The organism is Massilibacteroides sp. (genome assembly GCF_028705895.1).
GTDB lineage: Bacteria > Bacteroidota > Bacteroidia > Bacteroidales > Tannerellaceae > Massilibacteroides.
Genome location: NZ_JAQWCQ010000036.1, coordinates 20,459 through 38,382 on the forward strand (window position 1 = coordinate 20,459; position 17,924 = coordinate 38,382).

Consider the following 17,924-nt stretch of genomic DNA (forward strand, 5'->3'; position numbering starts at 1 on the left):
TATAATGGTTAAAATGTCACTTTTACCCCTATCGCATACCTGCGAATTGGAGGATAATTATAATAAGATGAATTATAGGTGGTTGAAGCCCCTACTTCAGGAGAAACTCCTTTAACCGCCGTGAAATAATGCAAGTTATTACCAGAGAGCGTCAAAGCGACATGTTGCATTCCTAACTTCGAGATTATTTGCATTGGCACAGTATATTGTAACGTGATTTCACGAATACACAAATAATCACCTTTATAATTAAAAATATTTGAAGTACGACTAAAATTTGCGTTCCCGTCATCTGGATCATTTGCTGTAAATCGGGCATATTTTGTTTTATCACCCGGTTGAGTCCAACATTGTTTCACCTCATCTATTAGAGTGTAATTGTTGGCAAACGTATTCATGAAATAACGCATTTCAGAATTGTTATTTATAGAATGTCCTAGTGCCCAATCCAAAAATATAGAAAGAGAAAAATCTTTATATGTCAAACTATTATTCAATCCACCAGTAGAATGAGGGACTGTATAACCTAAGAAAAATTGATCTTGACTATCTATATAGTCCTTTCCACTCCTTTGAAGACTTCCTTCACGGTTCTTCCATTCATAATCACCTATTTCCTTTCTGCCGGCAACTTTCTTACCATCCGAATGACGATAACCTTTTGCACTGCTATCATACATTGCATTATCTGCATCCGTTTGTGTTTCTATAATATGGTCTACTACATAACCATAATACCGATAGAGTGATTCACCTTCTGCTGTTCCTCCAAAAGCAGTACCATCAGCAAGCGCAATCCCTCCTATACGGTTGCGATCGCGTCCGTTATCCGGAAGTTTTAAAACTTTATTTTTAACAAAACTCCAAGTAAACTTAGAACTCCATTCAAAATCTTTTGTTTGAATATTTGTTGATCCTATCTCAATATCGAAGCCGTAAAATTTCACTTCTCCAATATTGGTTTGTACGTTGCTATAGCCGGATGTATTCGGAAGCTCTTTACTAAAAAGCAGATTCTCTGTTCTCTTATCGAAATAGTCAGCATTTAAAGTCAACCGATTATTAAACATTGATAAATCGAAACCGGCATCTAATTGCGTTGACGTTTCCCATGTCAAATCAAGATTCGGCATCGTTGAAGTAATAATACCTGCCGTACCATCATATTTTGCATTGGTTGAATAAAGACCATAAGCATCGTACAGTCCGATAGAATTATTTCCCGTTTGACCATAACTAACCCTCAACTTAAGGTTATCCAGTTTTTTTATTCCTTTCATAAAGCTTTCATCCGAAATAACCCACCCTACGGAAGCTCCCGGGAAAAATCCCCATTGGTTACCGGATGCAAAACGAGAAGAAGCATCTTCTCTGAACGTAGCAGAAAACAAATATTTTTTTCTAAAATCATAGGATAAGCGACCAAAATATCCAATTGTTACGTCTTCAGTCAAATTACTTGTCGCATTCTTCTTATTCGGACCAGCCGTCAGGGTTGGTACTTTATCAGAACTTGCACCATCAACTTCAGCCGCTAATGCTTTGTTTTTATCCCTTTGATAGGAATATCCTCCCATCGCAGAAAAAGAATGATCTGAAATCGTTTTATTATAAGTTACATAAGTCTCCAGTTTTTCTCTTGTCAATTCATTAAAAGAAGAAGATGTAGGACGCAATCCATTAAACTCATTTGCTTTTTGGAAACTGTCGCTTGTATAGTGGTGATTATATTTGGAAAGCTGAGCTTCGGCTTTTAGACCATCAATGATACGATAAGTTAATTTCCCAAAAGCAGACAATCTTTTATCTGTACGATTTTGGTCGTTATAATAAGCATACCATAAGGGATTAGGAGATGTGGCATTGTAACCTTTGGTTGGTGTGCCGTCTTCATTGTATTTCTTCTGTGTAGGCGGAGTCGCTAAACCTCGTGAAATAACATTCATCTGATTCGCATATTCTTCAGATTCTGTCTGAGAATAATCAAAACCAGCAACGAAAGACAGATGTTTATTGATATTTACATCAATATTACTACGCATATTTAATCTGGAATAACCTGTAGCAATAGCAACACCGGCATCATCCATATATCCTAAACTAACATTGTATTTGACATCTTCACTACCTCCATCAAGACCTACATAATAATTTTGCCAAACCGCTTGCTTATATATTTCATCTTGAAAGTTATTATCCTGAAAAATCAATGTTTTAGTAGGATCTAACGGGTCAGGCATGGATCTATATCCGGCAGGTACAGACTCCCCCTCATTTAGATAGCGTGTAGAATAAATAGAAGAAGCTGTATTTCCTGAACTGGCAGAATAACCATCCATCCAATTATATTTAGCATTAGGTCCTACTGCTACAGCAGGACGCACAATACTCAAATAATCTTCTGCATTCATAAAATCATATAATGTACCAGCTTCTTGTAAAGCAATATTCGCTTCGAAAGTTATATTCGGAGCTTTACTTATTGTTCCTTTTTTTGTCGTAATTAAAACTACTCCATTAGATGCCCTTGATCCATAAATAGCTGTTGATGCGGCATCTTTCAGCACCTCTATTGACTCAATATCATTCGGGCTTATTCCACTAAATGCTCTTTCAACACCATCTACCAAGATAAGCGGATCGTTAGTTTTATTAATTGAAGAACCACCACGGATTCGGATAGTTGCATCTGCTCCCGGAGTGTTATTATTTGAATACAAACGGGCCCCGGCGATTTTGCCTTTCAGACCTTCTCCAATCGTACTTATAGGAATATCTTTTAATTCCTCTCCCCCAACTTTACTAATTGCAGAGGTAACCGTGCGTTTCGATTGTGTTCCATAACCAACCACCACCACTTCATCTAAACCAAGTGCAGCCTGAGCCATTTTAACCTGCATTTTTGGTGATGCTTTAATTTCTTGTTGAGTATAACCAACATAGGAGAATACAAGATATTTATCTCCTTGTACGGACAGTGTGAAATTCCCGTCAATATCGGTAATCGTTCCGTTTGTAGTTCCTTTTTCAAGAATAGAAACGCCGGGTAATGTAATTCCTGCGTCATCTACAACGATTCCTGAGACTTGTATTTCCTGTGCGCTAACCGACGTAGCAAAGAATATCAGACACAAGAAGACGCTTTTTAAATAAAATTTAATCATCTTTGTATTACATTTAAGTTTTAACTTGATGTGAAAAAGGTTATTGGGGGGAGTGTAGCTGTCAAACTTTACGCCCCCAATGCCTTATTTAATTTCAAAAAAACCAATCTTATTCAGATCTTCCTTCAGAGAGTTGTATTCTTCATTCGTAAATGAAGCTATTGGTGATCGGCAATCTCCACATTCGACTCCGATCAGGTTCATAATCGCTTTTCCTCCTCGTACCCCACCACCGTATTTAATAATTACCTCTACTACCTCTACGGATTTTTTCTGTAATGCGCGTGCGGTTACCAGATCATTTTTCTTCATTGATTCGAAAATACCGGCATAGACAGATGGTATATAATTATAGGTACTTCCTACTCCGGCTTTAGCACCAAGCGCGAGTCCGCAAGTTAGTATTTCATCGTAACCGTGAAGTACCTCAAAAGTACCATTGTCCAAGTTCAGACATTGTGCCATTTCCATCAGATTGTTATGCGTGAATTTTGTTCCGGCAAGGTTCGGGATCTCTTTCTTCCCTTCTTTCAGAAAATGAGCAACCGACAGATCGACCCCTGTCATGGCCGGCATGTTGTAATAATAGAAAGGAATCTCGGGTGCTGCCGCTGCTATGGGTTTAAAGAAACGGATTAGTTCTGCCACAGTTGCCGGTTTAAAGAAGCTGGGTGCTATTGCTCCAATTCCCCACGCTCCATTTTCCATAGCGTGACGAGCAAGTTCTATCGCATCGAGTTGGCAGTTGCTTCCTACATGAGCGATTACTTTAAAGCGTCCCTCTGTCTCTTCAACCCATCTGACAAGAACTTTCTTACGTTCTTCAACAGTAAGCGAAGTAGCTTCTCCAGTTGTCCCACACACAAATACACCGGTTACTCCAGATTTGGCCATAAGGTCAGCGTACGATGCGATTGCATCCAGATTTAAATCGCCGGCCAAAGTCATGGGAGTAAATGACGCAGCCACCATACCTTCTAATCGTTGGTAATTTTTCATAGGCTTAATACATTTAATAATTAGTTATATATATTGATTATTCTATTGAATAATTCCTCTCAGCACATAGGGAGTTCGTACTCCGGGACGTATTTCTCCACTCACAATATAGACCGTATCATTATCAATCACCAAGTTTGTCGTTACCGGAATAGGATAGGGTGACTCTCCACATATCGTCAATGTCTTAGTATTGAGATTGTAACATTTTATATTTCTACTGAATCCGGGATGATCGGGTGTCGTAGGTAAAGCCTCTTCTACTCCACCAGGGAAAACGATTATTTCTTTTTCATCTGTAAAAGCAACACCTGCCATAACAGGGAAATCAGCGGATAGTTTTTCCCAAGTATTAATCTTCGGTGTAAAAACAAAGCCGTCAGTATGCACATTCAACAATCCTTTATCATTATAATTGCGTCCACTAAAAAGATACACCTTGTCTTTAAGCGCTACACTAACGGCGTATCCTTTGGGTTCTCCTGGCCATGTAGGTAATTCTTTCCATCCTTCGTTCGCTGTTTGCAGATCCAACACAAAGACATAAGACGTTGCCACTTGTCGCTTCATCCCAGTTTGTCCTCCGAATACATACACTTTTCCATCACACAAAACTCCCGTACCACAAGCTAATGGTACAGGAAGCGGAGGCCAGTCTGTATTAATTAACCATTCTCCTTGTAGCCTTTCAACACTAAAGACATCTGAAAAACAATCATTTGCATCACATCCTCCAATACACAAAACAGCATTCGGTAATTGTATGGAAACACCATACCCCATAGAACGCGGCAAAAAATCGGGAATTATCTGCCATTCTTCTTGAGACAAATCAAACGAATAAAGCGTTTTCCACCATCGTTTTTCCCCTCCATCCCAAGGCTTTTTATCCGGAAAATTGGCACCTCCAAGAACGACTAACTTACCATCCACAATTCCGGAATAGGCCCCTGCCACACCCAGGTTCTCTTTTACGTTACCAAGAACAGGTAGTTTAATCTTCATATCCCACACGATTTTTTCAAAGCCAGGAACTTTAGCATATGTAGTCGATGTGATCATAACAAATAATAGTATTATAATAAAGTTAGACTTCATTCTTTCTGCTTTTGACTATTTTTCATAAATAACTTATATACAAGAAAATGCTTTTCCAGTGCTTTCCTATACCCTGTTTCATCTTTACGTTTAATGTAGCCCAACAAGTCTTCATGCGTTATCAGATCACCGCTTTTTTTAATTTCCACATTAATCGGTTCAAGCAGATCTTTAAACTTATCTTTCACAAAAGTCATCACGGGATGCACAATTTCCTGAAATTCTGATATTGTTTTATTTCCCGTTATTTTATACAATTTGGCATGAAAAGAGAACTCACTGTAAGGAGCATATGCATTATTTTCAAACATCTCACCTACTTTGACAATCTCTTCCAGTTCTTCAATATCGTTTGGCTTAATATTTTCAAACAGATCGTGACAAATTCCAATCTCCAGAGCAATACGAAAACCAAGTATATCAAAAAGAGTTTCTTCGCTCAGGATACGCGGATCAACCACTCTTTTCATTCCTCCTAAAATAGAAGGTTCAGTCAGTATCATTCCTCTTCGCGTACGCGATTCAATCATCCCCATCATCTTCAAACGGCTTAATGCTTCTCTCAACACACTACGCGCCACCCCCAAAGCATTCGCCAGTTCCAACTCGTTCGGGATTGCACTTCCGGTACGTAAGTCATTCTTTCTAAAGTAATTCAGAAGCTTATCTTCTACCTGATCAACCAATGTTAACTGTTGGTTATATATCTTTAAATCATCCATTATGCCGTTTTGTACTATTTGTCTGACAAATAAAAAGAATATATTTATTATTTCAAACAGAAATGCTGAAAAACATATTTTTTAGATCAACTCAGTTAAAGAAATATATCTTTTTTATCCGTTTTAAGAGTTAGGAATAATACATAAAACAAGGTGTTTAAATTCAGAACTTAATAGAGCAGGAAAAATATCATGGCTATAATTGGAATTATATCCTTGAGTCCACTGTAAAAAGTTGAGAACTTTAAAAATGATATTTAATAAATAGTACAGGGTAAATAGTAATTCTACAAATTTTGAGGCGCCTCAACATTCGTTTCCAAGCGCCTTTATTTTTTTTAAAAGAGTCGTTTTGTATTTTTTCATGTATTATTATGGCTGAAAAAATTAGAACTATTCACGAAACTTTTTACCATTTTTTCTCTTTTCAAAATTATTCAAAAGGAATAGAAGAATCTATCATAAAGTTAATTTTTATATCAATGCAGATAAACCGCTATAATCGTGTATATTTGCAGGAAGTAAGTTTTTATATACGCATAGACACATGAAAATAGCATTGATCGGATACGGTAAAATGGGTAAGGCAATCGAGAAGATAGCGCTTTCTCGTGGACATCAGATTGTATCTGTTATTGATATTAATACGGCAGATGGTTTCTCATCGGGAGAGTTTAAGAGCGCAGATGTTGCTATTGAGTTTACAACTCCTGATACGGCATTCAATAATTATATGAAGGCTTTTGAAGCTGGGGTGCCTGTTGTTTCGGGTACTACGGGTTGGTTGGATCGTATTGATGAGGTGAAGAAAATGTGTAAAAATGAGGGTAAGACTTTTTTCTATGCGTCTAATTTCAGTATCGGTGTGAATATATTTTTTGCGGTCAATAAGTATCTGGCAAAAATCATGAATAATTTCCCTGCTTATGATGTTAGAATGACCGAGACGCATCATATTCATAAATTGGATGCTCCGAGTGGAACGGCTATTACATTGGCTGAAGATATTCTTGCTAACGTGGAGAGGAAAAATCGTTGGACTTTGGATAAGGAGGAACAGGCAGCTGATTTGCCGATTCATGCTATCCGTGAGGGGGAAGTGCCCGGTATCCACGAAATTGTATATGACTCCGAAGTGGATTATATCAGTATAAAGCATGATGCAAAGAGCCGGGAAGGTTTTGCTCTCGGAGCTGTTGTTGCTGCTGAATTTACTGCCGGCAAAGTGGGCTTCCTCGGAATGAATGATATGTTGAAATTCTAACTGACAAAAGAATACAGATGAAAAACATAAGTAAAAAACAATGGATCAAGTTTAGCATCGCAACAGTTCTCTATCTGCTCTTTACATTATGGATGCAGAATGCGTGGTTACTTTTAGGGATCGTTGTTCTGGTTGATATCTTTCTGACCAAATATATTCCTTGGGGTGCCTGGAAAAAGTCTAAGAATCCGAAAGTAAGAAATATATTGGAATGGGTAGATGATATTGTCTTTGCCTTGATTGCTGTTTATTTTATCAATATTTTCATCTTTCAGAATTATCAGATTCCGAGTTCTTCTTTAGAGAAATCTCTTTTGGTTGGTGATTATCTTTTTGTCAGCAAACTGAGCTACGGACCGCGCGTTCCGAATACTCCGCTCTCTTTTCCTCTTGTTCAGAATACTTTACCGATATTCAATTGCAACTCTTACGTTGAATGGCCTTCATGGGATTATAAACGCGTAAAGGGTTTTGGTCAGGTAAAGAGAAATGATATTGTCGTGTTTAACTTTCCGGCAGGTGACACCATCGCTGTTAAAGTACAGAATCCGGACTATTATTCTTTAGTGGAACAATTCGGCCGTGAACGTATCCTTTTGGATAAAGAGACGTTTGGGGAAGTAATGTACAGGCCGGTTGATAAACGGGAAAACTTCGTCAAACGTTGTGTTGGTATGCCGGGAGACATGTTTGAGGTTCGTGACAATAAGATTTATATTGACGGAAATATCACAGAAGATCCGGAACATATGCAATTGAACTATTTTGTGGAAACAAATGGTTCACTGTTTTCAGAAGATCAATTCCGTTTGCTGAATATCAGCAAAGAGGATCGTGCAATGGCAACGAATCCGAATGAGTTGGCTTTTCTTGGCTTCAAGCCAAATGAGAACGATCAGTTCAATCCGGTCTATCGCATTCCGATGACGAAACAAGCTCTTGAGAAAGCGAAAAAACTTTCAATTGTTAAGAACATTATTATCGAGCCTGATGTTATGGGCGGCAACATGTATTATCCTGTGGATTATGAGACGGGATGGACACGTGATAATTATGGTCCTGTCTGGATTCCTAAAAAGGGAGAAAGTGTCGAACTGAATGAAAAGAATCTGGCAGTTTATAAACGCTGTATCAAGAATTATGAGAACAATGACCTGGAGATAAAGAATGGAACTATATATATCAATGGTGAAGTTGCAACATCTTATACATTTAAGTATGATTATTATTTTATGATGGGAGACAATCGCCATAAAAGTGCAGACAGCCGCTCATGGGGGTTTGTTCCCGAAGATCATATTGTAGGTAAGCCAATCCTGATCTGGCTGTCGTTAGACAAAGACCGTTCTCTTTTTGATGGTGGAATACGTTGGAACCGTTTGTTCCGTATGGTTCATGCCGATTAATCTGAATGCAGGATAAACAGAAAATAAAAACAACCGTAAAGCTACTACTCTTCATCCTTTTTCTAATTGCAGTAGTAGTAGCTATACGTTTTTACCTGATTGAATCGTACCGCATTTCTACTACAGCAATGGAGAATTCCCTGAAAAAAGGGGATTTTATATTGGTGAACAAGTCGAATAAACAACCTAAAGGGAATCAGGTTATTCTTTTTGTCAGCCCTTTATTAAAAGATTCTGCTTCTACCCCACTATTCCTTAGTCGTTGTATCGGACTTCCGGGAGATACGATCCGGATTGCTCAGGATGGCTATACCATCAATGGCCGCTATTTTCCGCTTTCTCCCAATACCGTATGTCAGTATAATGTTGACAACGCCATAGTGGAGTCATTCCTGAACGTCATGAAACGACTTGAAATATCAGTACGCAATCAAAAGCAAGAGGAAAAGAACGTCTTACTCTCATTAACGCCTTTTGAAGAATATAGTATCCGGGAAGAGTTGGATGAGCAAACAAATAAATTATTCACCAAACTATATGCTGAAGAATACACCTTAGTTGTTCCTCGGAAAAACAGACCGTACAGACTTACGCCGGAAAACCTGACAGCATGTAAAGAAGCTATTCTACATGAGGCAGAACTATCGGTTTCTTTTCGTGACCAAAAGCTTTTTATGGATGGTAAGGAGACCAATTTTTTCTTTTTCCGGCAAGATTATTACTGGGTTTTATCTGACAACACCAAAGACGGTATTGATTCGCGACATTTGGGTTTTATTCCAGCAGACAATATATTGGGAACAGCCTGGTGGTGTTGGTTCAGTCAGCAATCCGACCATTTGTTTAAACCGGTTTATTAATGGAGACAGCCTACTTATGCACTGCTTATCTGGCACCCGTCCAGTATTACTGCAAACTTCTGCAGTATCCTGCAATAAAAATTGAACGGGAAGAGAATTACCTGAAACAGACCTACAGAAACCGTTGCGTAATTGGCGGAGCAAACGGAGCTCTTTCCTTGTCTGTTCCGATCGAAAAGCCGGAAACAATCAAATGTCAGACTAAAGATATCCGTATTTCAGAACATGGTAATTGGCGTCATCTGCATTGGAACGCGTTGGTATCAGCCTATGGAACCAGTCCTTTCTTCGAATACTATCAGGATGACTTTATTCCTTTTTACGAAAAGAAATATGATTTCCTGTTTGATTTCAACGAAGAACTGCGCAGTCTTATTTGTTCTTTGTTAGATATTGAAGCTAACATCTCTTACACAGAAAAATACGAACTTCAAGTTCCTCACGACTTCAGAGAAATAATCAACCCGAAGTCCAGAGTTGAAGACCGGGAATTTACACCTACCCCTTATTATCAGGTATTCAGAGAAAAGAATGGCTTCTTACCCAATCTCAGCATCGTTGACCTCCTGTTCAACATGGGTCCCGAAGGACTGTTGACACTTCGTCAATCTGTAAATAAATAAAATCATCCATCAGGGAAGGGCACTTATTGTTGGCTGATTCTTGTGTTTGTTTATCTTTGTAACCTAATGTAAAGAGTGGAATGTAATGATAGTTTCGAAAGGAACGGAAAAACTTATTACAGACGGATTAGTCGCTACGATTGGTTTTTTCGACGGGGTACATCTCGGACATCGTTTTTTAATTGATGAATTAAAGAAAATAGCAAAGGATCGTGGGTTACCTTCTGCCGTGATTACTTTCTCGGTTCATCCGAGAGCGGTATTACAACCGGGATTTCATCCGAATTTATTAAATACTCCTGCGGAGAAATTGGTTCAACTTGAGACAACAGGCTTAGATCGTTGTATCGTTTTGGACTTCTCTCATGAGCTTGCGTCATTTTCTGCCCAAAAGTTTATAACGACTGTTTTGAGAGAACGTTTTAATGTCAAAACATTATTAATCGGGTATGATCATCGTTTTGGACGTGATCGGACGGATGGTTTTGAGCAGTATGTTGAATATGGCAAAGCTTGCGGAATAGAGGTCGTTAAAGCCTCTCCTTTTAATGCTGGAGAAGTTACGGTTAGCTCCTCAGGCATTCGTGACCGATTATTGAAAGGTGAAGTGGAAGATGCGACAAAATTATTGTCTTATCCATATAGTCTGACAGGGCATATTGTGAATGGTTACAAAGTGGGGCGAAAATTAGGTTTTCCTACCGCCAATATTGCAGTGGACAACCCGGACAAAGTAATTCCCGCCATTGGGGTATATGCCGTTTGGGTTTATGTAGAAAACGAGAAACACAAAGGTATGTTATATATAGGAGACCGCCCGACATTAGAAGATGGAAACGAAATTACCTTAGAGGTTAATATACTGAACTTCAATCGGGATATTTATAATAATCAAATCACGGTGGCGTTTATTACTTATGTACGTGGTGACATTAAATTCAGTTCATTAGAAGAATTAAAAGATCAATTGGCAATAGATCGGGATACCGTTGATAAGATTTTAGATAAAAGAAAATAGGAGAATAAAACATGGAACAGTATTATTACGATGCAATAGACATGCTAAAAGGAATGGTATCCCGTTCATCTTTTAGCCGGGAAGAAAAAAACGTAGCCGATTTTTTAGCTTCCACCTGGTCTGCTGCCGGACATACTGTTAACCGGAAAGGGAACAATCTCTGGATTATAGCTCCGGATTTTGATCTAAACAAGCCGACTCTTCTTCTAAATTCACATATAGATACTGTTAAGCCTGCTGCTGGGTGGACAAAAGATCCGTTCACGCCGGAGGAAAACGATGACGACCAATTATTCGGGCTCGGCAGCAATGATGCCGGAGCCAGTGTAGTATCACTTTATTCCGCATTTGCTCAACTTAGCCAAAAAGAGCAGTCATATAATCTGATTTTTTTAGCCTCAGCCGAAGAAGAAGTTTCCGGAAAAGAAGGAGTGGAAAGCGCTTTGAGAGAACTTCCTCCTATCTCATTTGCCATAGTAGGAGAGCCAACGGGTATGCAACCAGCCATCGCGGAGAAGGGTTTGATGGTATTAGACTGCGTTGCAAAAGGTCAAGCCGGCCATGCAGCACGCAATGAAGGAATAAATGCCATCTCTCTTGCCATAAAAGATATTAATTGGTTTCACTCCTATCAGTTTCCGGAAAAAAGCGATTTTCTCGGTCCGGTAAAAATGAGTGTAACAATCATTCATGCAGGAAGCCAGCATAATGTAGTACCGGATCATTGTGAGTTTACAGTGGACATCCGTACCAACGAATTCTACTCCAATGAAAAACTGTTCGAACTAATTAGCGAACAAGTAAGTTGTGAGATAAAAGCACGTAGCTTCCGCCTCAACTCAACCCGCACGGATTTAAATCATCCTTTCGTGCAGCGTGCTCTCATGCTTGGGAAAGAACCATTCGGTTCCCCAACATTGAGTGATCAGGCTTTGATGCCTTTTGCCTCTGTAAAAATAGGACCCGGACAATCCTCCCGCTCCCATACGGCAGACGAATATATCCGTCCTTCTGAAATAAGGGAGGCCATCGATACATATGTACGTCTATTAGACGGGCTTCAACTCTAACAAACAAAAGCGACAAGCATGTTCAGAAAAGTACTCGAGACAATCGGAACACGCTATATTGTAGCATTGCTCAATCTGGCGCTTATCTTCATCAATGCTCGCGTACTTGGTCTTCAGGGAGTAGGTTTAGTTGGGCTCATCCTTGCTTCCGTCAATATTGCCGTTATCTTTAACAGTGTGCTTTGCGGGAATACGATTGTGTATTTTATGAATAAGTATCCGGTTAACTTCGTATTATTACCTGCTTATCTGTGGACTCCTGTTGGTTCTGCTCTGGCCTGTCTCTTAATGTATGTTTTCGGATTTATTCCCGAAGGCTACGGTATAGATATATTCTGGTTGGCAATACTAAATTCCTTTGTGGCGGCCAATGCTCGTTTTCTGTTAGGAAAAGACAAGGTAAAAAGTTTCAACCTAACGTTCTTTCTACAGGGCGGGCTATTATTCTTCCTTCTTATTTATTTCTATTATCTGCTTGAAGAAAAAAACATACAAGCTTATTTATGGGGAATGTACCTTGCTAACGGAGTTGCTTTTGTAATTAGTGGTCTATTATTAATACCTCATCTCACCAAAGAAACTTCTTCCTGTGAGAAATCATTTCTTTCCATTATTCGTGAAATGTTTGCCTACGGACTGTGGAGTAGCGCAGATAATTTAGCAGAAACTTATACAACCAGACTCAACTATTTCTTAGTACGCAATTTCTCAGGACTCGGAGCAGTCGGAATCTTGGATGCCGGCACAAAAATTTCCGAAAGCGTATGGCATATCAGCCGCAGTGTAAGTTTCATTACATACAGTGAAGTTAGCCGACAGTCAGCCGCAGAAATCCGCAAAAAGATCACGCTCCGTTTATTAAAATTCACCCTATTGGCTGTCACGAGTATAACACTTCTGATAGCTCTCATACCAGAATGGATATATACCCAATACTTGTTTACACCTGAATTTTCCGGGATGCGAAAAGTCATTCTTATATTGTCTCCGGGAATTATCTGTTTTAGCGGATACAGTATCCTATCCCACTATTTTATCGGTTCCGGTAAAGTGAAACTTAGTGCAGCCTGTTCCTTTACCGGGCTAATTATACTTCTTATTATCGGCCTTATTACGATTCCGGCTTATGGCGTGATCGGATCTGCCATTACTTCGAACCTTTCATTTTCGGCGATGTTTGGCCTTGCAATGATTCTATTTACCCGGGAAACGTCAACCACTTTCCGGGAATTCCTTCCGGGAAAAGATGACTTTATATTTATTCAGAATAAAATACGCCAACGCTTTTCTTTCCTGAAAAAGCGCAGTTAATCTTCCTCTACCAACGCTGCCGCTCCTAATATTGCAATATCCGGATTGGTTGAAATACGTATCTGTAGTTTCTCAATAGATTTGGGATACGGAAAGTCTGTCATTGCCTCTTTCATCGCTTGTTCAAACAATGGAAAAGCAGCAGTAATACCTCCTCCAAAAATAATTGCTTCCGGGTCGTATGATAACACAATTGCTTCAACCAAACGTCCCATATGTCTGCCGAACTCATTCCATATAGTTATCGCCTCAGAATTCTTGTTCATTGCTTTTTCGGCGGCCTCTTTTCCTGTCGTGTTATAGTGTGTTTTAAAAAACATACTGCCACAATAATCTTCTAACGTAGCATCTAAATAGGGCAAACATCCTATTTCGCCTGCACCGGTATTACTTCCCCCGTATAGATGGTTATTAATAATTATCCCGGCTCCTACACCTGTTCCTAAGGTTACGCCGACCAGGTGTTTGAATGAGCGACCTTCTCCGATTTTTTTCTCTCCCAGCGTAAAACAGTTTGAGTCATTATTAATATAAACCGGTATTCTGAATTCAGATTCGAGTATATCTTTTAACGGCACTTCTACCCAGGAAGGAATATTTGCAACATTGTACACAATCCCGGTTTCACTATCCAGAACAGAAGGGACACCAACACCTATACCACGCGTTTCTGGAGTGATTACTCTCTGTATCTGTGCTTTCAGGTAAGACAATGACTCGTCTAACGACATTTGTCCGGGACTCGGTTCTATTATTTTGTTTATTAATTTCCCATCAACGAGTTGTCCGAGGCGAACATTTGTTCCTCCTAAGTCTATTCCAAGTATCATAGCACCATCAGATTTATTATTTTATACAAAGAAAAGCCTTTTTTTGTATGCATAAACAGAAATAACAGGCTTAATCGAAAAAAATGTTATCATATACACGGTTATTATTTATATTTGTCTTTCTAAAGTAAATAGACGTATGAATTTGATTGCCGAGAGTGGCTCAACAAGAGCGGAATGGGTACTTGTGGAAAACAACATCGTATTACAGCGGGTTTTCACAGAAGGGATTAATCCTTACTTTCAAAACAGGAGGGAGATTAGTCGTGCTGTGCGACTCAATCTACCTGAAAACTTTTTTAAACGAAAAATAGAGCATGTATTCTTTTACGGTGCGGGCTGTAATTCCGAAGAAAAAAAAGGTATTCTTTCCGCATCACTTGTTGCTCAGTTTAAAACGCCTATTACTGTACAAAGTGATTTACTTGCAGCTGCCCGGGGATTATTTAAGAGCGAAGCCGGAATAGCCTGTATTTTAAGTTCAGGTTCAAACTCTTGTTTTTATGATGGAACTGAGATTGTAAAGAATGTAAGACCGGCCGGTTATATACTGGGAGACGAAGGAAGTGAATCGGTATTAGGAAAGCGATTTCTTGCTGATGTACTTAAAGAAGTTGCTCCTTGGCGGCTTACAAAAGATTTCTATGATAAGTTCCGTATCACGCCCGACAATGTATTAGACTCGGTATATAACAGTTCCTTCCCGAGTCGCTTTCTATCCACTGTTTCTTATTTTCTGGATAGTTATTTAGATAATGAATACGTCTATGGGTTATTTACTGAAAATCTCAGAGCCTTTTTCAGTCGAAGTGTTTGTCAATATGATTATAAGAAATATCCGATACGTTTTGTTGGTTCTTTTGCGTCCAAGCATTCCGAGATACTCCAGGATGTAGCGCGCGAATACGGCATAAAGATCGACCTTATATTGGAAAGCCCTATGTCTGGACTTATCGAGTATCACGCTGACTTTTAATCAAAAAAACAGTTTATTCTAATACTATTATTCCATGAAACGCAGAAATTTTATTAAAGCAGCCGGACTAATGGCTACAGTTCCCGCAATAGAGTCTATTGCATCCGTTCAATCATCACTTGCTAAAGAAAAAGAAATATACGAATGGCGTATTTATACACTGACTGGCAATGGTGCAGAGTTAGATGCATTTTATAAAGATTCATTGATTCCCGCCTATAATTCGTTTAAGATTAAAGTAGGAGCTTTTACTCTTTATAAGAAAGAAAACGAAGAGAAACGTTTCTACATGTTTATCTATCCGAATATTAGCACATATAAAATGGTAAAAAAGGAATTATGGAAAAATGAAACCTTTCGGAAAGCAGCACAGCCGTTTTATGATTCATCTGCCGTTAATCCTGTTTACAAAGAGTTTGAGACTTTCCTATGCGAAGCTTTTGATAAGATCCCTCAGCTATTAACCCCGGACAGAAATCGTACTTTGTTCGAGTTCCGCAATTATAAAAGTCCGAATGAGGAAGCCAACCAACGAAAGGTAAGGATGTTTAATGTAGATGAAATAGCAATTTTCGACAAAGTCGGGATCAATTCCGTTTGTTACGGTGAGGTATTGGCAGGACCTCGCATGCCATCTCTTATTTACTTAACCTGGTATAAAGATATCGACACCCGTAATCTGGCATGGAAAAAATTTGTGGAACATCCGGATTGGTTACGCATCAAAGGCTTACCGGAATATGCAAATACAGCAACAGACAATAAGAATATCTTATTATCCCCTTTGTATTACTCACAGATCTGAAAGGGATTCGTAAATTTATATAATTTCAGAAATAGCCGCTTCCCAACCGATGATGGCTGCTTTACGGGTAAGCCCCCAACGATAACCTCCCGGTTCTCCCGACGAACGGATAACTCGATGGCAAGGTATCAAATATGCGATAGGGTTTTCTCCGATGGCCGTCCCGACTGCCCGCGATGCGTTAGGATTATCCAACTTTGAAGCGATATTTCCGTAGGTTGTCAATTGTCCAATCGGAATATCTAACAATGTTTTCCAAACCTTCAGTTGAAAATCGGTTCCTTTCAGATGTAATTTTATTTCGCTCAACTTTCTCCAATCCTGCGTAAATATAACGATGGCATTCTGTTGTATCGTATCTACCACTTGTTGGTATCGGGCGTTAGGGAATTTTTTCTGTAAATTGCCGAAAGCGTCCTGTCTTTCTTCTGCAAATGCCATATGGCAGAGTCCTTTCGATGTAGCTGCGACGATAATTTCGCCAAAAGGGCTTTCCGCAAAACTATAATTAATGGAAAGGTTTTCGCCTCCGTTTTTATATTCACCCGGAGTCATACCTTCTATATTAACAAATAGATCATGCAAACGACTCGTACCTGAAAGGCCTGTTTCATAAGCAGTCTCAGACAAGGAAGATCTCTTTAAGATTTGTTTGGCATGTTCAATGCTTATATATTGGAGAAATTTCTTTGGACTAACGCCTGCCCAAACCGTAAATAATCGTTGGAAGTGAGCCGGACTCAAAGAAATATGGTGAGCGATTTCGTCCAATGTCGGCTGAGATTTGAAATTCTCCCTAATATATTCGATTGCCTCGGCAATACGATTATAATCAAGCATTTTTTGCGTGTTCATCGCTTTTATTTTATAATTATACAGCAAATGTACAACCAGAGAAACGGAAAAGAAACCCGAATCATGCTTACTTTTTATGCTTCGCTTTCCATTCTGCGTACTTTTCAGACATACAAACCGCACATGGACGATAACCTGCTGCAATTGCTGTTTGCTCGTCGATAAAGAAAACACGATGTTTTACATATCCACCTTTAGCTATCGCCCGTAAGGCTGCCGGACAATCTAATCGTCCATACAATTTACTCCTTTTATATCCACCCAGCATTCCGGGAATAGGGCTTTTATAAGTTTTTCCTTGCGCATTTATCAATGTATATATTTTCTCTTTCATCATTTTTTTATCGTTAGAATAGAGTCCGAATCAGGATTGGTTTTCTGCATATTAGAACGGACCTGTTCATGAGAAGTATTAGCGTAACAATAGGTACAATAGTGGGCACAAGTAGTATAGCATCCTACATCCTTACTATATACACATCCACACCATTTACGTTGATTGCGGTCTTTCAGTTGCCTACGTTGAGTTTCGGTACGTGTATCCTCTCCAAATAATCCCTGTTTATATCCAATAAATGACATCAGTTTCGTATCCTCTCTAAAAACCCGAATCATCAACTCGTCGTCAATACATTTATTATGTTCGATTTCGTACTGGGTAAGATCGATATCTTCGGCACAAGTTGCCATTCTGAATGCAGGATTTATTTTCTTCCAATGTTGCGACATCACTTGAAGTCCCTCTGCTATTTCATGTTTTTTATCTATAGTAAATTCAGCAAGATGAATATTTTCTTTCACTACTGACCGACTAAAATTTGCATAAAAAAAGGCTACTCCCTTTCGGTTTCGCCTTAGGTGTGTAATTTTGTTGTTCCACCAATAAAAATTACCACATGGGCAAAAGTAGTGATAAAAGATTA

Annotated in this window: 17 protein-coding genes; 9 read left to right on the plus strand and 8 right to left on the minus strand. The window is 39.0% G+C overall.

Going from position 1 to position 17,924, the window contains the following annotated elements; translation table 11 throughout:
- Positions 1–8: 8 nt before the first annotated feature.
- The 4 genes from PHT93_RS10035 to PHT93_RS10050 form a co-directional block, all read right to left on the minus strand.
- Positions 9–3,164, minus strand: a complete 3,156-nt coding sequence (locus PHT93_RS10035; protein WP_300242399.1) for a TonB-dependent receptor — start codon at positions 3,162–3,164, stop codon at positions 9–11.
- 84 nt (positions 3,165–3,248) lie between these two features.
- Positions 3,249–4,163, minus strand: coding sequence for a dihydrodipicolinate synthase family protein (locus tag PHT93_RS10040; RefSeq protein ID WP_300242401.1), 915 nt, complete (start codon positions 4,161–4,163; stop codon positions 3,249–3,251).
- Between the two features lie 42 nt (positions 4,164–4,205).
- Positions 4,206–5,261, minus strand: coding sequence for a kelch repeat-containing protein (locus PHT93_RS10045; protein WP_300242403.1), 1,056 nt, complete (start codon positions 5,259–5,261; stop codon positions 4,206–4,208).
- Positions 5,258–5,983, minus strand: coding sequence for a GntR family transcriptional regulator (locus PHT93_RS10050; protein ID WP_300242405.1), 726 nt, complete (start codon positions 5,981–5,983; stop codon positions 5,258–5,260). The genes PHT93_RS10045 and PHT93_RS10050 overlap by 4 nt, the downstream gene beginning before the upstream one ends.
- A gap of 547 nt (positions 5,984–6,530) precedes the next feature.
- Between PHT93_RS10050 and dapB the strand changes: the two genes are divergently transcribed.
- The 7 genes from dapB (at position 6,531) to PHT93_RS10085 (ending at position 13,535) form a co-directional block, all read left to right on the plus strand.
- The gene (dapB, locus tag PHT93_RS10055) at positions 6,531–7,247 is read left to right on the plus strand and encodes a 4-hydroxy-tetrahydrodipicolinate reductase (RefSeq protein WP_300242407.1); all 717 of its coding nucleotides are present in this window, start codon (positions 6,531–6,533) and stop codon (positions 7,245–7,247) included.
- Positions 7,248–7,264: 17 nt separating this feature from the next.
- On the plus strand, positions 7,265–8,653 hold the full coding sequence (gene lepB / locus PHT93_RS10060; protein WP_300242408.1) for a signal peptidase I: 1,389 nt from the start codon (positions 7,265–7,267) through the stop codon (positions 8,651–8,653).
- Between the two features lie 5 nt (positions 8,654–8,658).
- Complete coding sequence (lepB, locus tag PHT93_RS10065; RefSeq protein WP_300242410.1) at positions 8,659–9,513, plus strand: signal peptidase I; 855 nt, start codon at positions 8,659–8,661, stop codon at positions 9,511–9,513.
- Positions 9,513–10,136 (plus strand): WbqC family protein, encoded by a 624-nt coding sequence (locus tag PHT93_RS10070; RefSeq protein ID WP_300242412.1) that lies wholly within the window; start codon positions 9,513–9,515, stop codon positions 10,134–10,136. The genes lepB (PHT93_RS10065) and PHT93_RS10070 overlap by 1 nt, the downstream gene beginning before the upstream one ends.
- Before the next feature lie 85 nt (positions 10,137–10,221).
- Positions 10,222–11,154, plus strand: coding sequence for a bifunctional riboflavin kinase/FAD synthetase (locus tag PHT93_RS10075; protein ID WP_300242414.1), 933 nt, complete (start codon positions 10,222–10,224; stop codon positions 11,152–11,154).
- An 11-nt stretch (positions 11,155–11,165) separates the two neighbouring features.
- Entirely contained in the window at positions 11,166–12,224 is a 1,059-nt protein-coding gene (locus PHT93_RS10080; protein ID WP_300242416.1) for a M20 family metallo-hydrolase, read from the plus strand.
- Between the two features lie 18 nt (positions 12,225–12,242).
- Positions 12,243–13,535: a polysaccharide biosynthesis C-terminal domain-containing protein gene (locus tag PHT93_RS10085; protein WP_300242418.1), complete on the plus strand. Its 1,293-nt coding sequence runs from the start codon at positions 12,243–12,245 to the stop codon at positions 13,533–13,535.
- Here PHT93_RS10085 and PHT93_RS10090 read toward each other — a convergent pair.
- Complete coding sequence (locus PHT93_RS10090; protein ID WP_300242420.1) at positions 13,532–14,365, minus strand: ROK family protein; 834 nt, start codon at positions 14,363–14,365, stop codon at positions 13,532–13,534. The genes PHT93_RS10085 and PHT93_RS10090 overlap by 4 nt on opposite strands.
- Positions 14,366–14,504: 139 nt before the next feature.
- Between PHT93_RS10090 and PHT93_RS10095 the strand changes: the two genes are divergently transcribed.
- Both PHT93_RS10095 and PHT93_RS10100 read left to right on the plus strand, forming a co-directional pair.
- On the plus strand, positions 14,505–15,341 hold the full coding sequence (locus PHT93_RS10095; RefSeq protein WP_300242422.1) for a hypothetical protein: 837 nt from the start codon (positions 14,505–14,507) through the stop codon (positions 15,339–15,341).
- Positions 15,342–15,375: 34 nt separating this feature from the next.
- Positions 15,376–16,146, plus strand: a complete 771-nt coding sequence (locus PHT93_RS10100) for an NIPSNAP family protein (RefSeq protein WP_300242424.1) — start codon at positions 15,376–15,378, stop codon at positions 16,144–16,146.
- 15 nt (positions 16,147–16,161) lie between these two features.
- Here the strand turns inward: PHT93_RS10100 and PHT93_RS10105 are convergent, their stop codons facing one another.
- The 3 genes from PHT93_RS10105 to PHT93_RS10115 all read right to left on the minus strand — a co-directional run.
- Positions 16,162–17,001, minus strand: coding sequence for a methylated-DNA--[protein]-cysteine S-methyltransferase (locus PHT93_RS10105; RefSeq protein ID WP_300242426.1), 840 nt, complete (start codon positions 16,999–17,001; stop codon positions 16,162–16,164).
- A 67-nt stretch (positions 17,002–17,068) separates the two neighbouring features.
- On the minus strand, positions 17,069–17,338 hold the full coding sequence (locus tag PHT93_RS10110) for an Ada metal-binding domain-containing protein (RefSeq protein ID WP_300242428.1): 270 nt from the start codon (positions 17,336–17,338) through the stop codon (positions 17,069–17,071).
- Positions 17,335–17,924: DUF1848 family protein (locus PHT93_RS10115; protein ID WP_300242457.1), on the minus strand; the 590-nt coding region annotated here is incomplete at its 5' end. The genes PHT93_RS10115 and PHT93_RS10110, both read right to left, overlap by 4 nt.